Here is an 18,542-nt window from a genome sequence, read left to right on the forward strand (position 1 = left end):
TATGATTATTTATTCCGGACATACAGCACTTTGACAGTTGCCCGTGAAAGCTCGACGCCCGGGTCGTTAATCGGATAAGCGATAAAGATAATGTCGTAGCTTCCCTGAGAAGTAATTTCCGAGGCTTTGAAGTAAGTTTCGTGCCAACCGCGGGGAGTAATTCTCGATTCGAGCAATTCGTTTGAGGAATTATCCCGCAAAGTGGCAATTTGCTTGCCTGCACGATCGTAAACATAACAGGAAAGCCGAACATCATCACGAACAAAATATCGGACTTTTGTTTCTGAAACAAACGGGTTTGGGTCTGCCTGGGCAAACTCTATTACAGCATTTGGTACAGGAACAAGTCGGGTTGCAAGTTTGATAATTCTATCGTTTTCGTCCTGATAATAAAGTCTGTAGATATATTCCACACCTCGATACTCAATATTGTCTGTAATTACGCCATATTCTTTGCCTGTTGGTGAAGTGTATTGTCCGGTAAGCATATTTGAGTATTTCGGGTCGTTCCAGTCTGCAACAGTAACAGTAAAGGCAGCATCCGGAATTTCCTCCAGATTCATATCAGAGGAAGCTACACGAACAGCACGCTTAATAATAAAACCTTTTGTTTTATATTCAGAGTGAGTTTTGAACCAGAGCTCCACTTTCAGGTTACCGATATAACGAGCGTAGAAGTAATCCAGAGATGTTGCGGGTGGCTTGGTGGGGTCGTCTTTGAAAGAAACTAAAGTAATCGATACATCTCCCATTTCGACATTGTCGTCAGATTGGACATCCAAAAGCTGAAGCGGCACAGGGTCTCCTTCGACATACTTAAAAGCAACCGCCTGATAATAACTAATAGGACGTTTCCAATATATGCTTTCTTCAATCGGAGAGCCATCGCGGGTTGAAAGACGAAAACGCCCGACTTTAACATAAGTATTAGGCGGAATCAATATAGCATCTTTAAGTGTTTCGGGACCAAGAACAATAATCTGAATTCTATCTTTCAGAGTGCCAGTGTAGATTTTGTAAGGGCGACCACCCGGAAGCACAAGCGGCAGATCGCTTGATTGTGGTATTAATTCAAGTGATAAATTAGTGTAGTCATAATCGGGCATATTTGCAAATTCGAATTGGAATGTAGAATTAGCATAATATCGCCAAATTTCGCTTGTTCGCTGCAGATAAACATCAAATTCAAGGGTGGATGGTGAAGTTTTGTAAGCGTTTCTGATTGCAGCAACTGCCAGAGTGTCGTCTATCAACACCTGAGATTGGAGTGGGATAAGCGATAAAAAAAATAAACTTAATATTGATATTATATATTTCATTACGGGATAGCCGAAACTCTGTTTCTATTGTTGAAGCTAATATTGAAATCGCGTGTGGTAATAATACCGTCCATATTCATATCGCCAACAAGGTAACCGTTGAATAGATTATATTGCCAAATGTTATTATCAGGAATAACAGAGTAATAATCTTTGTCGTCGATTCTGCCATTTTCAAAAATACTTCCGTTCATTTCGCCGGCAATCAAAGCATAAACGAAACTGCCATCGAGCTTTTTATCCACACGTTTCAGCGAAGAGATACCGCCCATCACTAAATCAGGAGAAGTAAAGTCCAGATTGCGTGTTGCTCCGGGGAGGACAGTAACCTGCTCTTTTGTAATTACTGCCAAATGGTTTCTATGACGAATTGCAACATAGTAATCGCCGCTATCTAAACGATTTGTCTGGCTATAGTTGGCAACAGCAATTACTTCATTGCCATAAATATCAACTAAACGTCCATCGCGTTTAACAAGGTAAGTGCGGAAAATGCCCGGTTGAGTGAAGCTTTTGCGAAATTCTACCACTACCCAATCTACTACTGAATCCGGAAGTTGAGAAGTAACATAGAATTGCCTCATCGGGTCTAAGTTGTATGGATAAATATCCGGTGGAGGCACCGGCAAATAGCCACGCTGACGAAGGTCGTCCGCCATAGAACCATACCGATATGCACCTTCCAGAAAAACTTTGCCGGCTATCTGGAATAGTGCAGACGCAGAACTACCAATTGCAAAATAACCTAAATTGTTTATGTTTGTTGCATAACTATATGCCCAACCACGTGCCGTGTCCCATTGAGGTTCGGCAGAAGTCTGCAAATCAACCCACGAACTTGCGAACCAATTTTGCAATTTTAACATTTCAAACTGCAAATTGTTCTGTTCGTCGAGCGAATCGTTAGGCAGTCGACGCCAGCCATAACCAAAAAGCATATTTGTGCCGACATCTACAAATTCACCGGAAGAATTTTTCCCGCGAATCTCAAAGAAACGGCGAACTTTGGAATTGCCTAAGGGAAGCAACGGAAAAGTAGCAGGTCGGACAGTAGCAATCAATTCAGTTATACCATTTGCCGAAGTTTCGTCAGGGAAAATAGCATAAGTGAATGGATTGTGCAAAAGCATTCGTTCGCCACCGAAACGCACACGAGTAAGCCGCAGAGTTCCGCTTATTTCAGCATTTGGATTGTTTTCGTTGTAGGATGGATTTCTTGTCGTTGCGATTGTGAGAGTATCCTGGAGAATAATTCTGCCACCAACGTAAAGGCTGTCGTTTACAGTAACATTTTTCTCGATAAGCAGGTCACCTGAATTTGCCTGAATTAATTTTTGCAAAGAATTTGTGTTTGATGGAAGCTCGCCGCTTGCCATTATCGAGCCGTTACCGGAATAACGGACGTCCACACGCCCTTCGAAAACAGGCTCCACCGACAGACTACTTCCGGTGAATCGCTCTATCTCTGTGGAATCAGCCATATTGAAGTTCTCTGTTTCGGAGTTGTTGAGAGTGCCGCGGGAAAGAGTGAGTTTTTCATTTATCTTAAATCCGCCGCTGACAATATTAACACCAAAAGGATTATCAATATTCAAGCGGGAAAACTGACCATTTGCCAGTATGTTCTGAGGAGCATTTTCGTTACTCAATCGCAAATCGCGTGGACCATCGTAGCGAGCGTTGCGGTTTACAACAGTAGAGCGAGCGATAACGTCTTCGGGCTGAAGTCCAATCCATCGGGTTGTGAAATCGGCACCTTCTGCAATAATGAGCGAATCAAGAACAACAAGGTTTCGCACACGGTTGCTTTGGTCGCGGGTATCGGCAACGATTTTCTTTGCATTGTTTGCAACTACAAGCTGATTATAAACAATGTTTGGAACAACCTGCTGGGAGCCTTCGCGTTGCTGCAAAAATTCTACACGTCCCCCAATAGTATCTGGCAAAGCATTCACTTGCCCGTTTTTTACCTTGATTGTGCCTTTGTTGTTGATTTTTCCGCCGGAATTGTCCAATACATATTGAGCAGCAAGCTGGCTGGAAACGAGTATTATTGCGACAATATGTATTAGTATTTTTTTCATATTTTTTAGTTTATAAAAGCCCGGTTTCTCGAAGTTTAGAGTTTAATTATCGATAAGCCGGGCTTTTACGAACATTTATTAACAGAAATTATTGATTAATTTCAATAATACCTTCGTTGTTGATAGTACCGTTGTTCTGAATAGCGTTAGTTTCAAGAACTGCTGGATTTGGACCATAAGGAGTAATCCAAACGCCATTGAATCCCGGATTAGTAAGGAATGTCGATTTAGCAGCAATACCTGTTCCAAATGCTGGTTGCATTGCGTTTGTGTTCAAGTTCTGGAAAGTAACTCCAGTAGTTGATTTTGTTCTGAACACGTAAGTTGCGCCGTTATCTTCGTTGCCGAGGATGAATGCAGCGTTTGGAAGATTAGCAACAATAATTGAGTTAGCAGCAGGGTTGGTGCCATAAACGCTTGCTTCAGAAGTAGTGTTGCCAGTAGCAACTGTGCCGGCAAATGGACCGGCAATACCAGCATAAACCATATGACGAATTTCAACGTTATCGTCTTCTGATGGGCGAGTGCCTTCATCCCAAGTGTTCGGGTTTGTCCAGCGACCATCTGTGATGGAGTAGAAAGTAGTAGGACCAGCAGCCAGGACAAGGTCGTTCCCGCTTGCAAATGCTGCGATACCGTTAGGCAAATTAGCAGTAGCTGTATTTGCTACGCCAGCAAGTTCAACATAACCAAGCGTCGTAGCTGTAGCAGCACTTCTTGTTGGAGTTTGACCAGTACCAACTTTTTCACGAGCCGGCTGGTTAGAAGCTTCATACATACGAAGTGATGCTTGTGTGTAAGGAGCAGCCCAGCTTGTTCTTTCGTCTTCACGATAAGCAGCACGTAAAGTCATTTCGAAAGCACCAGCATTGCCAGCGTAGCTTAGGTTGATCTTTCTATTAACGTCAGTAGTAGAATTATAGTCGAATGGATTAACGCCGGGACGGACATTCAAAGTAATCGAAGTTGGGTTGTCTGCATCAGCAGCCAAAGTAACAATTGTATTAGAGTTGTTGAATGTATATGCTTGAGCAGTAGTATTAGTTACACGAGAGAATAACCCGACAACTTCATTCATAGCAGTGTATGTAGCAGTTGCAGTTGGAGTAGCCATACGGAATGTTCCGTTATTTGCAGCCATATCTAAATTGCCGCCATCGAGCGAGAAGTTGCCGCATACGTTAATGTCGTTGCCATATGTTGCAGTGCCACCGGTTTTAAGACCAACGCCAGAAAGTGTTAAATTACCATAGCGTTTGCCATCTGCGTTCAAAGTTGGTAGAATAGTTTGAACACCACCATTGTAAGTAATGTTCGAACCGCAAGCAAAGTTAAGATTGTTACCATCACCATTGTTTGAAATACTGCTTGAGATAACAAGATTATTGCCTGTGCCAAGATTAAGCACACCAGTAGAACCGATAGTTGTAGCACCAGCGAAAGTAACAGTGCCGAGGTTACCTGCGCCGCCATCATTAGCAGTAAGTGTTCCGTTCAAAGCCAAAGTGCCGTTGAAAGAAACTGCGCCTACACCGGTAACATTGAAGTTAGAACCACTTTGAGTTGTAACAGCATCGTTGAAAGTAACAGCACCAGCGCCAGTATTAACAGTACCGGTTCCGGCAACTGTAACAGGAGCACCGCTTGCAAATGTTGATGCACCACCACCAAGATTCAAAGTACCAGCAACGTTGAAGTCGTCTGTTGCATTAACCTGATAAGCAGATACAGTAGTTGCTGCAACCACTGTTGCCTGCGACGAAGCATTAATAATATAGTATGGATCTGTTGTAGGATAAATATTCTGTGAACCACCTGTTGCAGCATAATAGAATGTACCAGTTCCAAAGTTTAGCGATGAAGCAGTTGAGTAGAAAGGATAAGTGGAAAGCTGAGCGTATCCTGCCAGAGGAGTAGCACAAGCTTCGCCGATAACCCTGATTCCGTCCTGCATTACTTTGGAACCACCAGAAACAACAAGTCTCTGATAATAGTAAGGCTGAACTACCTGATTAGCAGCTGTTGAAGCCCAATCTACAACGCCGGGAATAGAATTAGCGGCGCTTTGCCCTAAGTTCGCAGTGCCTGTAATAGTAGCATTGGTAGATTTCAGCTTAATTACGCCACCGCAGGTAGCATTATAAGTGCCGTTGTTGATAAAGCTTTGAGCAAATAGTTCTACTCCAACTAAATTCAGAACTATTGCTGCAAGCAAAATTGTCCAGATTTTTTTCATTTTGTCTCTCATATTGATACCCATTAGTCTATTTAATTAATTTCTTTTACATCTATAACAAAAATACGTTTTCGATGCAATAAATTTTTAAGTAGAAATACTGAATTTTAAACAAATTAAGCTTATTCACCGATTTCAATTACCCCTTGATTATCTATAGTAGCATTATTAATCACATTTTTCCTGACAGATAGAGCATTTATTTCATTTACATTTAATGTTGCGTTATCTTTGATTAATAAATTGCCTAATATCAGTATAGGTGAACTCACAAATTTTGTGCCATTTCCAGATAAAATTACGTTATTTGGATAATTTGATAATCCAAAAGGATTTGGAGTGAGAGTTTGAGTGCCGTAGAACTCAATATTTGAAAATTCTCCGAGCACGAAATTAGAAAAGCCTGCAAGCACGCCTGAATTTGGATTAATTGTTCCACCAAAGGCAACGGTGGAGCTATCAAGCAAACGGAAAACCGAGCTACCGGTGATAATGTTTGCCAGCATTGTGCCCTGGTTGTGCAAATCAAGTCGCCCGTTATATAGCAAAGTGATACCACCAATATTTGGATTTGGAATGTTCAAGCGAACATTGTGAAGAGAATCGTTCCAGCCAATTATCACAGAATCGCCTGCAAACTCGCTCACATTACCGGGGAATTCTCCTTCGGGAGCTAATTCTGTCCGGCTTTCGTTCAATGCCCAAGTGTTGTGGTCGTTCCATAATCCACTGCGATTGCTATAGAAGGCAAGATTTTTCTTTTCGCCAATGTAGAAATCGCCCAAACCACTCCAATAGTCGGATGTATTAGTAATTTCGACAGATGCAAGTGATGTATTCCAGTTGAGCTGAGAATATTGCCGGAAGTTCCATAGTGGTGTTTCGACAGGGAAAGATTTACGGAGCAAATAAGCGTTCGTTACATTTCCACTGGGGAAATTATTAACCTCGGATGCCGGGAAAGTAAATTTCGTGTTCAATTGCCTTGTACCAAGTGCGAAATTATTCTTGCTACGAATTTGCCACCAATAATTCACGCGTCGTGATTCGTGAATTCTCGCAGAATTTATGCTTGGAGGCGAATTTGCAATGACAGAGATAAAACCGGAATTGCCACTGCCAGCCGATAGAGAAAGTTCAGCTGGGGTATAAATATTTCCAAATCCAACTTCGAATTTAAATAAACCAGTGCCAGTACCAAACATACGCGAAAGCATTCCATCAATGTGTCCGATACCATTTCGAACAATAGAAGTCGTGTCGTGCAGAAGCCTGACAATCTTATTGTTCGTTCTTGCATTTATTATCGACGTATTTGTATTAGCAAATGTCAGACGGCGAGCTATTGTTAGTTCAGTTGAATCAGCAGAACCAGATAAAATTAAGTTTCCATTATTTTTATTAATTGTAAGATTATAGAAATTCACGCCCGAGGTATCATTCATAATAATATATTGATTGCCATTGCCGTTGATTGAAACACTCGAGGCACCACCAAAAACTTTCGTACCATTATTGGCAATAAGATTGCCAAGCAGATTAACATTTGCATTCCCAAAAGACAAATTGCCAAGCTCGACGCGAATAGTATCATCTACTGTATAAGTAGCAGGCGAGAAAGTAACAGTTTTGTAAAGCGAACCAGAGTTATTGACAATTACAGTTTTTGGATTAGTCGGACCATCGCCGGTGGCTTGATTAAGCGAGCCGATATATTCAAAAATACCTTTGCCATATGAGCGAATATTAGTGGTACGGATAGCACCAATATTCGGATAGACCCCTGTAACAGAGTTAAATCCATAAGCATCGTCGGTAGCAAGATAGCAACTATCGCGAAGCTCGAACGAGAGCCCGCGAATATAGCGTTCATCAAGAATTACAAGCTTGCCGGGCAAGCCGTTGTTTTTCTCTACTGTAAGCGAACGAATACGTGGATTGCTTTGATTGACAGTAACGACCCGACCGTTTCCTATGAATACTCTGTCTGTTTCTATATTAGGCAAGCGTGGAGCAACTGCACCGGTATATCCTTCGTTAGACCAGGTGTTTATGTCATTCCAGTTACCTGATTGACGCGAATAGAAACGCAATCCGGCAATTTCTGCAATAAAGAAATCGCCAAACGAAGTATTATTTATTGAAGTTGTAGATGAATCTGTGCGTAATTCCGGAACAGTAACATACCAGCTTCCGGGTGCGTTCCAGGCAGGTGTCCGGCGGAAATGTTCCATAATACCAAAAGAGGTTCCTACTTTGAGGTCTCCTGAAGGTTGATAACCTTTTCGGAAAAATGTTGTTAAAGCAAAAGTTCTGCCTGAGCCTAAGTCAAATTGAGGGCTACCGGCTGGAACAATTCGCCAGTAACGTTCTATTTGAGAGTTTGGCTGATACAGATCGCAATTTGCTAAATCCGGATGTGCTGTCCCATAAGCAGTAACTGAGAGCAATCCTTGAGTTCCCAAACCTGATGATATATCCAATTGAGCGGGTGTGTATGCATCGGACGAGCCAACAGTAAATAATACATTTTGAGAACCATTATTTATCCAGCGGCGGAGTTCACCATTGACGTGCCCCTGACTAAATCTTTGGATAGAAGCAAGATCGACAGTTGAGGTGCCCACCTGCACATATCTGTTATTTGTATTAACAATTGCAGTATTTCCAATTGAAAACTCAAGAGTGTTTCGAATAATTAAATTTGAATTTTGATAGTTGGGATCGGTGGAAAGATCTACCGAACCACCATCCGATTTGCTGATTGCTAAATCAAAGAATGGTTCGTTATTGCTACGTTTTATTTTCACAGTCTGAATTTGCTTGGTTGGAGGATTAGATAAACTACTGCCCACGAAAGCAAATCTGCGGGTACCAATATTACCTGTTAGGAACCGCCCATCAATAGTTAAATCACCACCTAAATTCAAAGTGTTTCCATTAAGGTTGAATACTGCACTATCTCGAATGGTCAAATCGTTTCTAACAGAGATAATCGGACTTCCGAGCAATAGTTCCTTGCCGTAAGTATTGGCAACATCCAAATTCCAGAACGGAACAGAAGAAATCACGTCAAAATTCAGGGTATTAGTTAGCAAGGAATCAGGATGACCAATCTGGACAGTTCCACCGGTTACAGTATTTACAGTAGTATTAACAAAGTAGTCGGGGTCTTTTTCACCTGTTGCACTTGTATCAATTGTTCGCAACACAAGAACTCGTCCACCCGTCATAGAAAATTTGGAGTTGGCTTCGCCAAAATCAAATGCAGCACGACGTTGGGAAGGATCTGTCGTAGCACCTTTGATCATTACACGAATTTCTGCATTATCTTTTATACGGAAATCAACTGCTGAAGTCAGGAAGCGACGTCGCATTGCCCCGGCTATATTCAGCTTGCTGTTTCCTGCAAAATCTATAATAGTTACACTCTCATACTGAAAATGTTCATCTTTCTGGTTACCAATGTTCATCGTACCATTGAGAAGCCATACAGAAGCATTTTGTCCACAAATTAGCCCATCGCTGTATGTTACACTGCCATCACGAACAACAAGCCCGACTAAATCGCCGAGAAAGACGTCCCCGTCTCCGTCAGTTGAAAGAGTAATGTTGGCAGGATTGTCGTGATAATACATTCCCGCATCTAAAATAAAATCTACACTTGGTTGCGAAAGCACTGCACTTGTGAATGCATTCGAAAATGATTGCGATTCGTTATGCAAGTTATAAATTGAATCTGCTTTGAATACTCTAACCGTTCCAATTGAGTGATAAACGCCCTCACCTTTGATAAATGAATGTTTGTTGCCCTGGAATACTAATCTCAGATTAACAGAATCGTTCGAGAAAACTCTCACTCCACCACTTGCACCCGTTCCATCATTACGGAATGTCCCGTCAATATAGAGAGTATCTATGCTCCGGACAGGTGGACCCATTACTTTTTTCAGACTACCATTCGGACCAACGTGTAATGTATTTTCAACACGGAGCGATTTATTAAAGGACTGCCCGAAAAAGAGTTCCGCAATACTGCTTGAGGAACTTATATAGACACTATCTAAGGCAAAGCGCGGAGTTCTGTCCAAAGTAATCTGGTGGTTACTGCCAATAATAACAGTATCACCTTCGAAGAAGCCGGGAGTATTTAATGCAACTACACTGCTGGAATGTGGATTGCCACTATTATAATCATTTGTCCACGAAAATGGGTTGCTCCAGATGCCATATTGCCTGCTCCAATAAAGTCTGGGACGTTCGAACGAGGAAGTTTCGCCAGCAGTCCAATCGTGATTAGGCAAAGTTTGAGCATTGTCAATAATAATAAACTTATTGGTGGTATCGATTTGAAGATTGGATGCATTAAAAATAGCAAATCCCCAGCCCGGGTCTTTTGGTTCGACGTCGGCACGCCGATAAAGCAATGGGCGATAGTTAAGAATATTCCCGACGCGTTCAGCATCATTATATTTAAATCTAAGCGAGGAAGTTCCACTACCCAATTGAATATTGCTTGTGTTGAAACTCCAATATTTCCTGAACATATTAGGATTTGCTGATGGAGCTTGCGGATGCGGATAATTGCTTCTTAAAGCAATTTCCAAATAATTGTTCGCAGTATATGTCTGATTAGTAAGAGTAACGCGGGCTTCACTGTACCGAACAGGGCGTAAACCTAATGAATCTTCTCCGATTGGGAAAGTAAAAGTATAGGTTTGGTTTGTCGAAACCGGATAAGATTTTCTTACTCGCGCAGTATTAGGTCCACCGCTTACTTTGAAAAGCCTTGTTGGTCCGAATAATTGCAAACTATCGATAACAGTAGTGGCTCCGAAAGTTGTGATTGTATTATCGTTCAGAGCAAATATAGTGTTTGAACGGAACTGAACAGAATCGCTGAACTGAATATTTCTTTCTGCGATTACACCACCAGATGGCTTCTGCAAACGTACTGTTTGTGGGAAAACAGTAAGTGCTGCTGTACCGCGGATTCTTTGAATTAACGTATCTATAAAATAAACTCGTCTGTTTGATGGATTTGTCTGGTTATGAAAACCAACATCGCCCGAATAATTGACTATATCACCCCGAATGAAAATTTCTCTTGCACCGTCGCGGTTGCGGAAGCGTCCGTTTCTGAAGACTATGCTATCTCTTATTGTCAGTGGGGCATTATTTGTAAGATCGACATATCTATCAGCAGCAGATCTGTTGTAATCTATTTCAAGCGAGGCAACAGCAGTAGGAAGTCCCGAACCAGTTTGTTGAACCACATTCGATGAAGTGCCAATATAAGCGAAATGATTAACTCCGAGATCGTTCCAATCGAAATTTATTATAGAGCTTGACGTCATTTGTCTAATATTTCCCGTTGTGGTCGAATTTTGAACAATACCACTTTCCGAGCCAATAAACAATTTGCCGCCATTTTTCATTACAAACTGGTCTGCGCGAATGTAGCTTTCGCCAGGCATCACAAGTTTGCCAACACCATTGGCAGATTTCTCGAGCAACACATAACGCAAATCAACATTCGGCAAATCGAAATATACAGAATCGCCATCGCCAATCACGGCATAATCACGATAAGATGAATTATTAAAGCGTGGGTAATCATTAACACTGTTTGTCGTCAATACATATCCTTGCTCGGTATTTTCATATAAAACAGTAGCATATGACCAGGTATTTGGATTAGACCAATTTCCTGAATTGCGTGAATAGAAAATACGCTCTGGGACTGAAGGAGGATCTTCACCGATCATAAGAACTATTGCAGGAGCAGAAGAGAATTGAGAAGTAACATTGAAAATATTGTTACCACCTAAAGAAGGATAGTTTGCATCACAGGTTAGTTCCGTTGTTTGATTTAATCTTGTTTGTATATTTGCAGAACGTGTCCATGTATCGTTTGTAAGTAAACGAAAAACTCTATAATTCAACGGATTTATACCACCACGAGGTTCATCCTGAGTAAAGAACATTCTAACGGTCAAAGCACGATTACCCTGCACATATTGAGGATTCATACCAACCGGCAGCGTTATTTCATAATACCTTTGAATATTTGTATTTGGATTGATGCTAATTGGATTAAATTTAGGATGATTACCATCAACAGCAATTATTTCTATCAGTCCGGCAACCTGTCCGGTTGTTGTACCCAATTCCTGTCGATTAACAATCAATGGAGCATATTTTGTTTGTGTTCCTATAGGGAAATATCTGGGGTTTTCATTTATATTCATATATCTTATTAATCTACCAATAACCCATCCATATTGAGGATTTGGCATAGTTGTATCATTACCCGTGGTTGCATAAACATCGTATCTACCTAATGCATAAGTCCCACCTAAAGAATCGTAAACAACAAGTCTCTTATTATTATTAAAAACATTAAAATTAGCTCTGTTAGGTATTTTAAACCAGAAAATCGGGACTGTAATATTAAACTGCGATATAACCACACCAGATGGTTTATTCATACTAATTCTGTTAAATACAAGTGGTTGCAGTTGATCTTTATATGTGCCTTTAATATATTGAGTGCCCGGTCCATTAAATACTACAACACCTTCCCACTGGGTAGTGTCTGCATTATTATGCAAATGAGGGTTATCACCTAAATAAGTTATTCTTCTATTCCCCGGATTAAAACTTGCACCACTATCTATTACAAAATTACCGCCTACTTTAGTAATCGCATTTGATAAATTTGTTGTCCCCCGCTGGAAATACAGACTATCAGTAATATATAATATTACCGGCGTTGTCCCTGTTAGTGTTAATGTTCCTGATGGTTTATTTACTCTGAAAGTTCTCATAGTAAGCGGCATACCATTGCCTGTTGCCTGATTTCCAGTGCCAGCGTAAATAAAATGCCCTCTATTATGATTATTGAAGTTGTATTGACGAGTAGCTGTCCGGATGCAACCTGTGGTTCCTGAGGCTGTAATTCCTTCTGCGTGCCTGATTGTCAGCGCACCTGCACTATCGAGGCGGAAAGTACCGGCACCTGTAAGAAGAACCGAGCCATCAGCAAATTCAAGATTGCCTCCGGCAAAGCCAGCACCTCCGGTTTCTACAATAACGCTTCTGCCGGCATCGACGTTGTGATTAACGTTAAGAACTACTGTTTTCCCATTGCCAATGCGAATATTGTCGCGCGATTCGGGGGCACGCGTAGATGGTTCTGTGCTTGTATAACTTGCAGTAGACCAAGTCGAAGGAGAATTCCAGTTTCCATTGGCAATTGAGTAGAAAGTGAAAACACGCGGCTCACCTATTATGAAGTAGTGAGAAGAATTATTGTCCAAATCACTATTGTTAATCATCACGGTCGAGAGCGGATTGCGGGCACCAAGTCCTACCCGCGTCCAGCGTCCGGTGTTTATAGTAGTATCGCGGTGGAAAATTTCAAAATTAAGCGGATTCCCGCGTCCGGTTGTGTCCGCTGGAGTAAAGAAAAATTCAGCGTCGTAGGTTCGTGTAGAAGCAAGAGTAAATCTATTCTGTGTAGTTGTATCTGCGTGAAGCACCCATACTTTGCGGACATTTCGGGTAGTGTCCAGTTCAGGACCATTTGGCAATTGAGTTTGAATAACTGTACGAGTAATATTCGGTGCAGCAGTATCAACAAGCACGTAAGCATCAAGATAGCCGGCGGCTCCTCCCCAACCGTTGATTGATAAGTTCATCGGTGCATAATGACTACCTAATCCAATCGGGAATAATTTGGAAACGGAATTTTCACCAAAAGGCAAACGAAGCCTCCCATCTATATGCCCGGGGTTGGCTCCGGGGCGGGTAATTGTGCCATCTACCACTATTGGTTTGTTTGGAACGGAAGTTGAACTGCGGCCAGAAATATTTCCCTGAATAAGCGTTAAGTTATTTGTTACCTTAATGAGTGAATCGCCGTCTAATAGCAAATTACCGGAAGTTTTATTAACAGTCAGATTATAAAAAGTGCCTTTGCCATTATTGATAAGCGTTTGATTGCCAACACCGTTGAAATATACGCGTCCATTTTGAGCAGAAAAAGTTCCTGAATTGGTGAAATTACCACGAATTGCAAGAGCAGTGCTGTTCAAATCTCTAAAAGTAGCGGGGTCGATTGTCAAATTGCCATTAATTGTTATACTATCGAGATAATTGACAACACCATTTATAGCAGTGCCCATAATTCTAACATTATTGAAAACAACGCCATTCGAGAGAATACTTGTTACTTTTCCATCAGCTTCGAATGTTACAAGCCCGTTCCCGGCGTCGAATTGCCCTCCGGGCTGAGTAACCCACGAATGGAGCAATTTGATGTGCTGGTTGTTTGCAACAAGTCGCCCGGAAATCAGATTAATATTGTTGCGAACAAGCATAAAATTATTCGAAGGGTTGGCATCATTGGGCGGCATTACAATTTTGTCGCCCGAGCCGGCAATATTCAAGTTGTGGAATTTTAATCTATAAACTAAATCTGCCGGAGTAGGATAACCAGTATTAATATGTTGGTTCCCATTTCCGTTGAATACAACGGTTGAGCCTGTAACTATAAATCTATCAGCAATAGGTGTGGGATGAAAAGAAAGAGCAGAAATATCGAGTTCACCACCAATACGGATTTCCCCTGTTGGGTCAAATGTAATATAGGTATTGGCAGCGCGATTGCCGGTTATTCTGATGTTATGGTATTGAGTAACTGCAGGCTCGCCGGGCGACGGACTGCCACTGCTTGGCAGACGGAACGAACCGGAACCGTCGAACACGAGAGTGCCGGCAGTAAATACAGCGTTTTTGTATTTAGTTGGATAAGTTTGCATTACAAGATAGCCGCCACGCATAATAATCTGGCGAACTGTTGTATCGGCTGTTTCGCCATTAGCAGAAAAGTTGCCATTTTTGAAGAGATGGAAAGTCCCTTCATTAACCACTAATGAATCTTTTATCAAAATTGATTTTGTAAGCGAAACAGTGTCTGTAGGATTTGTTTTATTTATTATTAGGCTTCTAACAATATCAGGTAGCCCATCGCCTGTAATCTGATTGTGGTTGCCGAAATATTCATAAATTGCATTCTGCGAGTAAGATCTATTTCGGGTGCGGACGTTCCCGGCATTTGTATTCTGAGTGATACCTTCAGGGCTCGAAATGTTTAACTTTCCACCATCCTCGACAAAGAGAGAATCACCTTGCACAAAAGCATTAAAGACAGGAAAAGATAATTGCCCGCTCGACTGCACTTTTATAATTTTTACTTCTGCGGTTACAGACGATACTGAAACATTGCGACCATTTCCGATAAACACTTTGTCGTTAATTGTCGAGGGATAGCTTCCGGCAGGAGCACCGAAATATCCTTGCTTAGACCAGGTATTTGGATCGTTCCAGTCGCCGTCGGCACGACTGTAATAAAATGTGCTGATTGTTTCTTCCTGTCCGGCTGTCCATTCCCCATCAAGCAAGAGATATGAACCACTTACAGTATCTTTTCTGTTTACTTCGTCAATATAAAATCTGTTATTTACAGATTCGATACCATAACCGGCACCGGGATTAATGTAATAAGTTCCGTTCGGACCGTCGTATGGACGGTAAAAGAGAGTTAATAAATACTGGTTTTCTACACCTTGAATTTCATTGTCGTTGTAATTAAATCTTAAGCTATAACCACCGGGCTGAACAAAAATGTTTGCAAAGTCTGTTTTCCAGTATTTTCGCAATGAAACGCCCTGCACTTCCACGTTCGGATGTTCTGCAGCAATGCAACGAACCGATAGGTGCGCGTTCGCACCAGCTGTCATCTCTCCTGCTGCAAAAACATATCTTACAGGTGAATAATTCCTGACGACAGGATTTGCAGTATCAAGCGGAGTACCGATTGGAAAACGAACGTTCAAATCAGAAGCTAAGCTTGGAATAACAGGTAGTTTTTTTATTATTGCTCCGCTAAGTTGTCGCTCTCCGCTTGTCATTACAAATTTTTGTGAATTGAATGGATCGACTATCGGATCGTTTGTATAGTTGGAAGTTGAATCAGGAAAAATATTTGCACCAACTTCGATGATAAGATTTGAACGGTGTATATTGAAAATATTATTCGAAACAAGCCGCAACGAGTTAGAAATCGTCAAACTGCTAATCAAAGGCGAAACATTTACCATACCGGTGCCGCTTTTCATCACCCAAATACGCTCGAAAGTCTGGTTGGTCAATCCAGTAATAGAATCTTGCAGTGAACCGAAAAATCGCAATACCCCAAAGCCATTCTGGCTATAGTTACCTAAATTTCTAAAAATTCCCGAAATCCATAAATTACTTGTTTGCGAATTATTATGCGACAGAGTAGCATTAGAGGAAATTTCAACCCCACCATTTACAGAAACGTTCGCACCGGAATTCACATAAAATATCGCCCCATCTTTCAAATACAATACCTGAGAATGAGAAGAAATTGAACTAAGAAAGAGAAAAGCAATGATACAAACCTGTATCAATGTTTTCATTATCAATTTCCCTCCTCTGTATTGTTCTATATTAATCATAAATGTCTTTGTAAGAGTAATTTAATAATTAAGGTCTTTGACGTGTTAGCTCAACCCATTTTGTTCCGCTCCAGATTAATGTAATCGTATCATCCATATAACCTGTTTGCCAGTTTACACCTTTCAAAGCACAATTCCCGGTGTTGTAAAGTGTTGTAGTGGCAGCTCCACCAACCCTATGGAGAACTAATATTTGCCCGACACTGACCCCATCAGACAGTTGAATGGTGGTGCCTGTGCCTAAATTAAACTTTATATAAGAACTATTTCCTACTTGAATCGGGGACGAAGTAACCACATCGGGCGGGTTCAGAGCCAAAGCACCGTTAATATCAGCAGAAACAGAGGCTGTTTGTTTTCCAATGGCAAGATTCCCAACGGCAAGGCTCGAAGTCGTATCATTCGAAGAGACAAAATCTGTCCAACCATTGTTTTTTCTTAATCTGATGTTTTTAGAGCTATTATCATAATAAATCATCCCTTCGAAAACACTTCCCGGAGGTGCATTCCGAGGTTGAAGTATTAATGCAATCGGGTCTATATTGCCATCGACGACGAGGTCGCCGGTAACCCGCAGGTCGCCATTAACCTGAACAGAAATCGAATCGGGCGAAACGCTAACGCTCTGCCCCATTCCAATTTTACCATCTTGCTTTATTGTAAGGCGTTCAATGCCATTTGTATACATTTGAATATTTAAAGGTTCGTTTTGACGAATAATTGCGTGTCCATTTTGTTCAATACCAATATCAAAGCCATCATTAGTACCTCTTCCGGTAAGAGTGCCACCGGTAAATTTATGCAAATTAATCTGTGTTGTTCCCATATCTTGATGAAGAGCAGCAGCAGGGTTTTCGGTAAAATTGCCAATAGCAATTCCCGAAGCAGTGTTTCTCAGAAAGCCCGAAGCAAGCCAGTTGCCACCACTATAACGCAAAGTCTGATTATCCGAAGCAGACGGCAGCAATAGCAAAGACGCCCATTGCGGAGCAGAATTTGCACCGGTTGATTGCAAAAATTGTCCATTTGTCCCGAGAGGTAATTCAACAATCTGACCAGAGTTGTCCGAATAGAAAAGCCGCCAGTTGTTTGCGTTCAGATTCGTTATGGAGTGATTATGGTTGCCTTCGGCAATCGTTCCGGAAGTCAATCCAAAGTTCGGAGTAGAAATTGTAAAATTAGGATAAGTGCCGCTAATATTTATTAAACCACCGGGATTTAATACAACTGTTTGGTCGGGAGCAGTATTTGTAATAACTGAGCCAGTTATATCAATACCTGTGCCAGCAGTAAAACCGCCAGAAGCAGCAGCCTCGTCCCGCCACGCCGGGACACCCGTTGCATCTGTTTTCCAGACTTTATTGGGATTACCGCTCCCAGCTGCAACGACACCCGCCGAAGTAGCTGAATTTTGCTCAACGGAAATAGTGTTGCCTGCTCTCGAAAGAGGTGCATTAAAAGTCAAAGGCTGTTCAAAGCCGGTTGCATCTATCGTTATCGAACCAGTTGCGTTTGTAATATTAATATTGGAACCTGCGGTAAGCGTGTTAAGAGTAAATCCCGTTCCATTGCCAATTAACAACTGCCCGTTAGAAGGAGCAGCAGAGAGCCCCGTCCCACCACGGTTTATCGGCAAGATGCCTGAAACTTCTGATGTACCTAAATCAATGCCACCAGCAGTTAGCAATCCGCCGGCACCTGTTTTGACAACACTATTAGCTGCAAGAGATGAAAAAGTTATGTTCCCGGATGAGGTAAGCCCGGTAAGTCCGGAAAGCGAACCATTAATTGTGCTGTTGCCGGTAATATTGATACCACCAGCGGATACAGTCAGAGCATTTGCAAGGTTCAGCCCTCCGTTGCTCAAAAAGTTTGTTCCGGAATTTCCAATATTAGTGATTAGATTATTATTCATATCGATATTGCCACTCATAGTGCCACCGGAAAGCAAAAGAAATAAATTATTAGTTCCGGCATCAACAATTCGTATCCAGCCAGTGCCTGTGTAGTAGTAGAAACCCGCAACTGCATCAGTTTGATACACAAGCAAACCAGTTGCAGGAGATGGAATAGATGTTCGTTCGGTAAGTGTCATTCTTGGCACAAGGAATCCAAGCTTGGTAGTAAAAGACGGAGCTGATACATCTAAATCCAACAACGCAGAACTATGCGGATTTGTTGTTCCAATCCCAACGTTTTGTGGTTGCGACCATAGGGAATTCATAGCCAGAACCAGCACCACAAAAACTTTCGTTATCCAAAAAATATTTTTAGACATATCTATTGCCTCCGTTCATTTACTTTCTCACCAATACAAAAATACGTGTAATAAAATCATTAATTTTAAGTAGAAATA

The 18,542-nt window shown here is 41.5% G+C and carries 5 protein-coding genes; all 5 read right to left on the reverse strand.

The features are described from left to right. Positions 1-5: 5 nt before the first annotated feature. Positions 6-1,319 (reverse strand): hypothetical protein, encoded by a 1,314-nt coding sequence (locus ACY2LT_RS06645; RefSeq protein WP_491814690.1) that lies wholly within the window; start codon positions 1,317-1,319, stop codon positions 6-8. After that, on the reverse strand, positions 1,319-3,403 hold the full coding sequence (locus ACY2LT_RS06650) for a hypothetical protein (protein WP_491814691.1): 2,085 nt from the start codon (positions 3,401-3,403) through the stop codon (positions 1,319-1,321). The genes ACY2LT_RS06645 and ACY2LT_RS06650 overlap by 1 nt, the downstream gene beginning before the upstream one ends. Positions 3,404-3,491: 88 nt before the next feature. Continuing rightward, entirely contained in the window at positions 3,492-5,639 is a 2,148-nt protein-coding gene (locus ACY2LT_RS06655) for a hypothetical protein (RefSeq protein ID WP_491814693.1), read from the reverse strand. 122 nt (positions 5,640-5,761) lie between these two features. Beyond that, the gene (locus ACY2LT_RS06660) at positions 5,762-16,147 is read right to left on the reverse strand and encodes a hypothetical protein (RefSeq protein ID WP_491814694.1); all 10,386 of its coding nucleotides are present in this window, start codon (positions 16,145-16,147) and stop codon (positions 5,762-5,764) included. Between the two features lie 67 nt (positions 16,148-16,214). Beyond that, a complete protein-coding gene (locus ACY2LT_RS06665; protein ID WP_491814695.1) occupies positions 16,215-18,464 on the reverse strand; it encodes a beta strand repeat-containing protein in 2,250 nt (749 codons plus the stop codon). Positions 18,465-18,542 lie beyond the last annotated feature (78 nt).

The sequence above is a fragment of the Eximiradius proteiniborus genome (assembly GCF_058546985.1).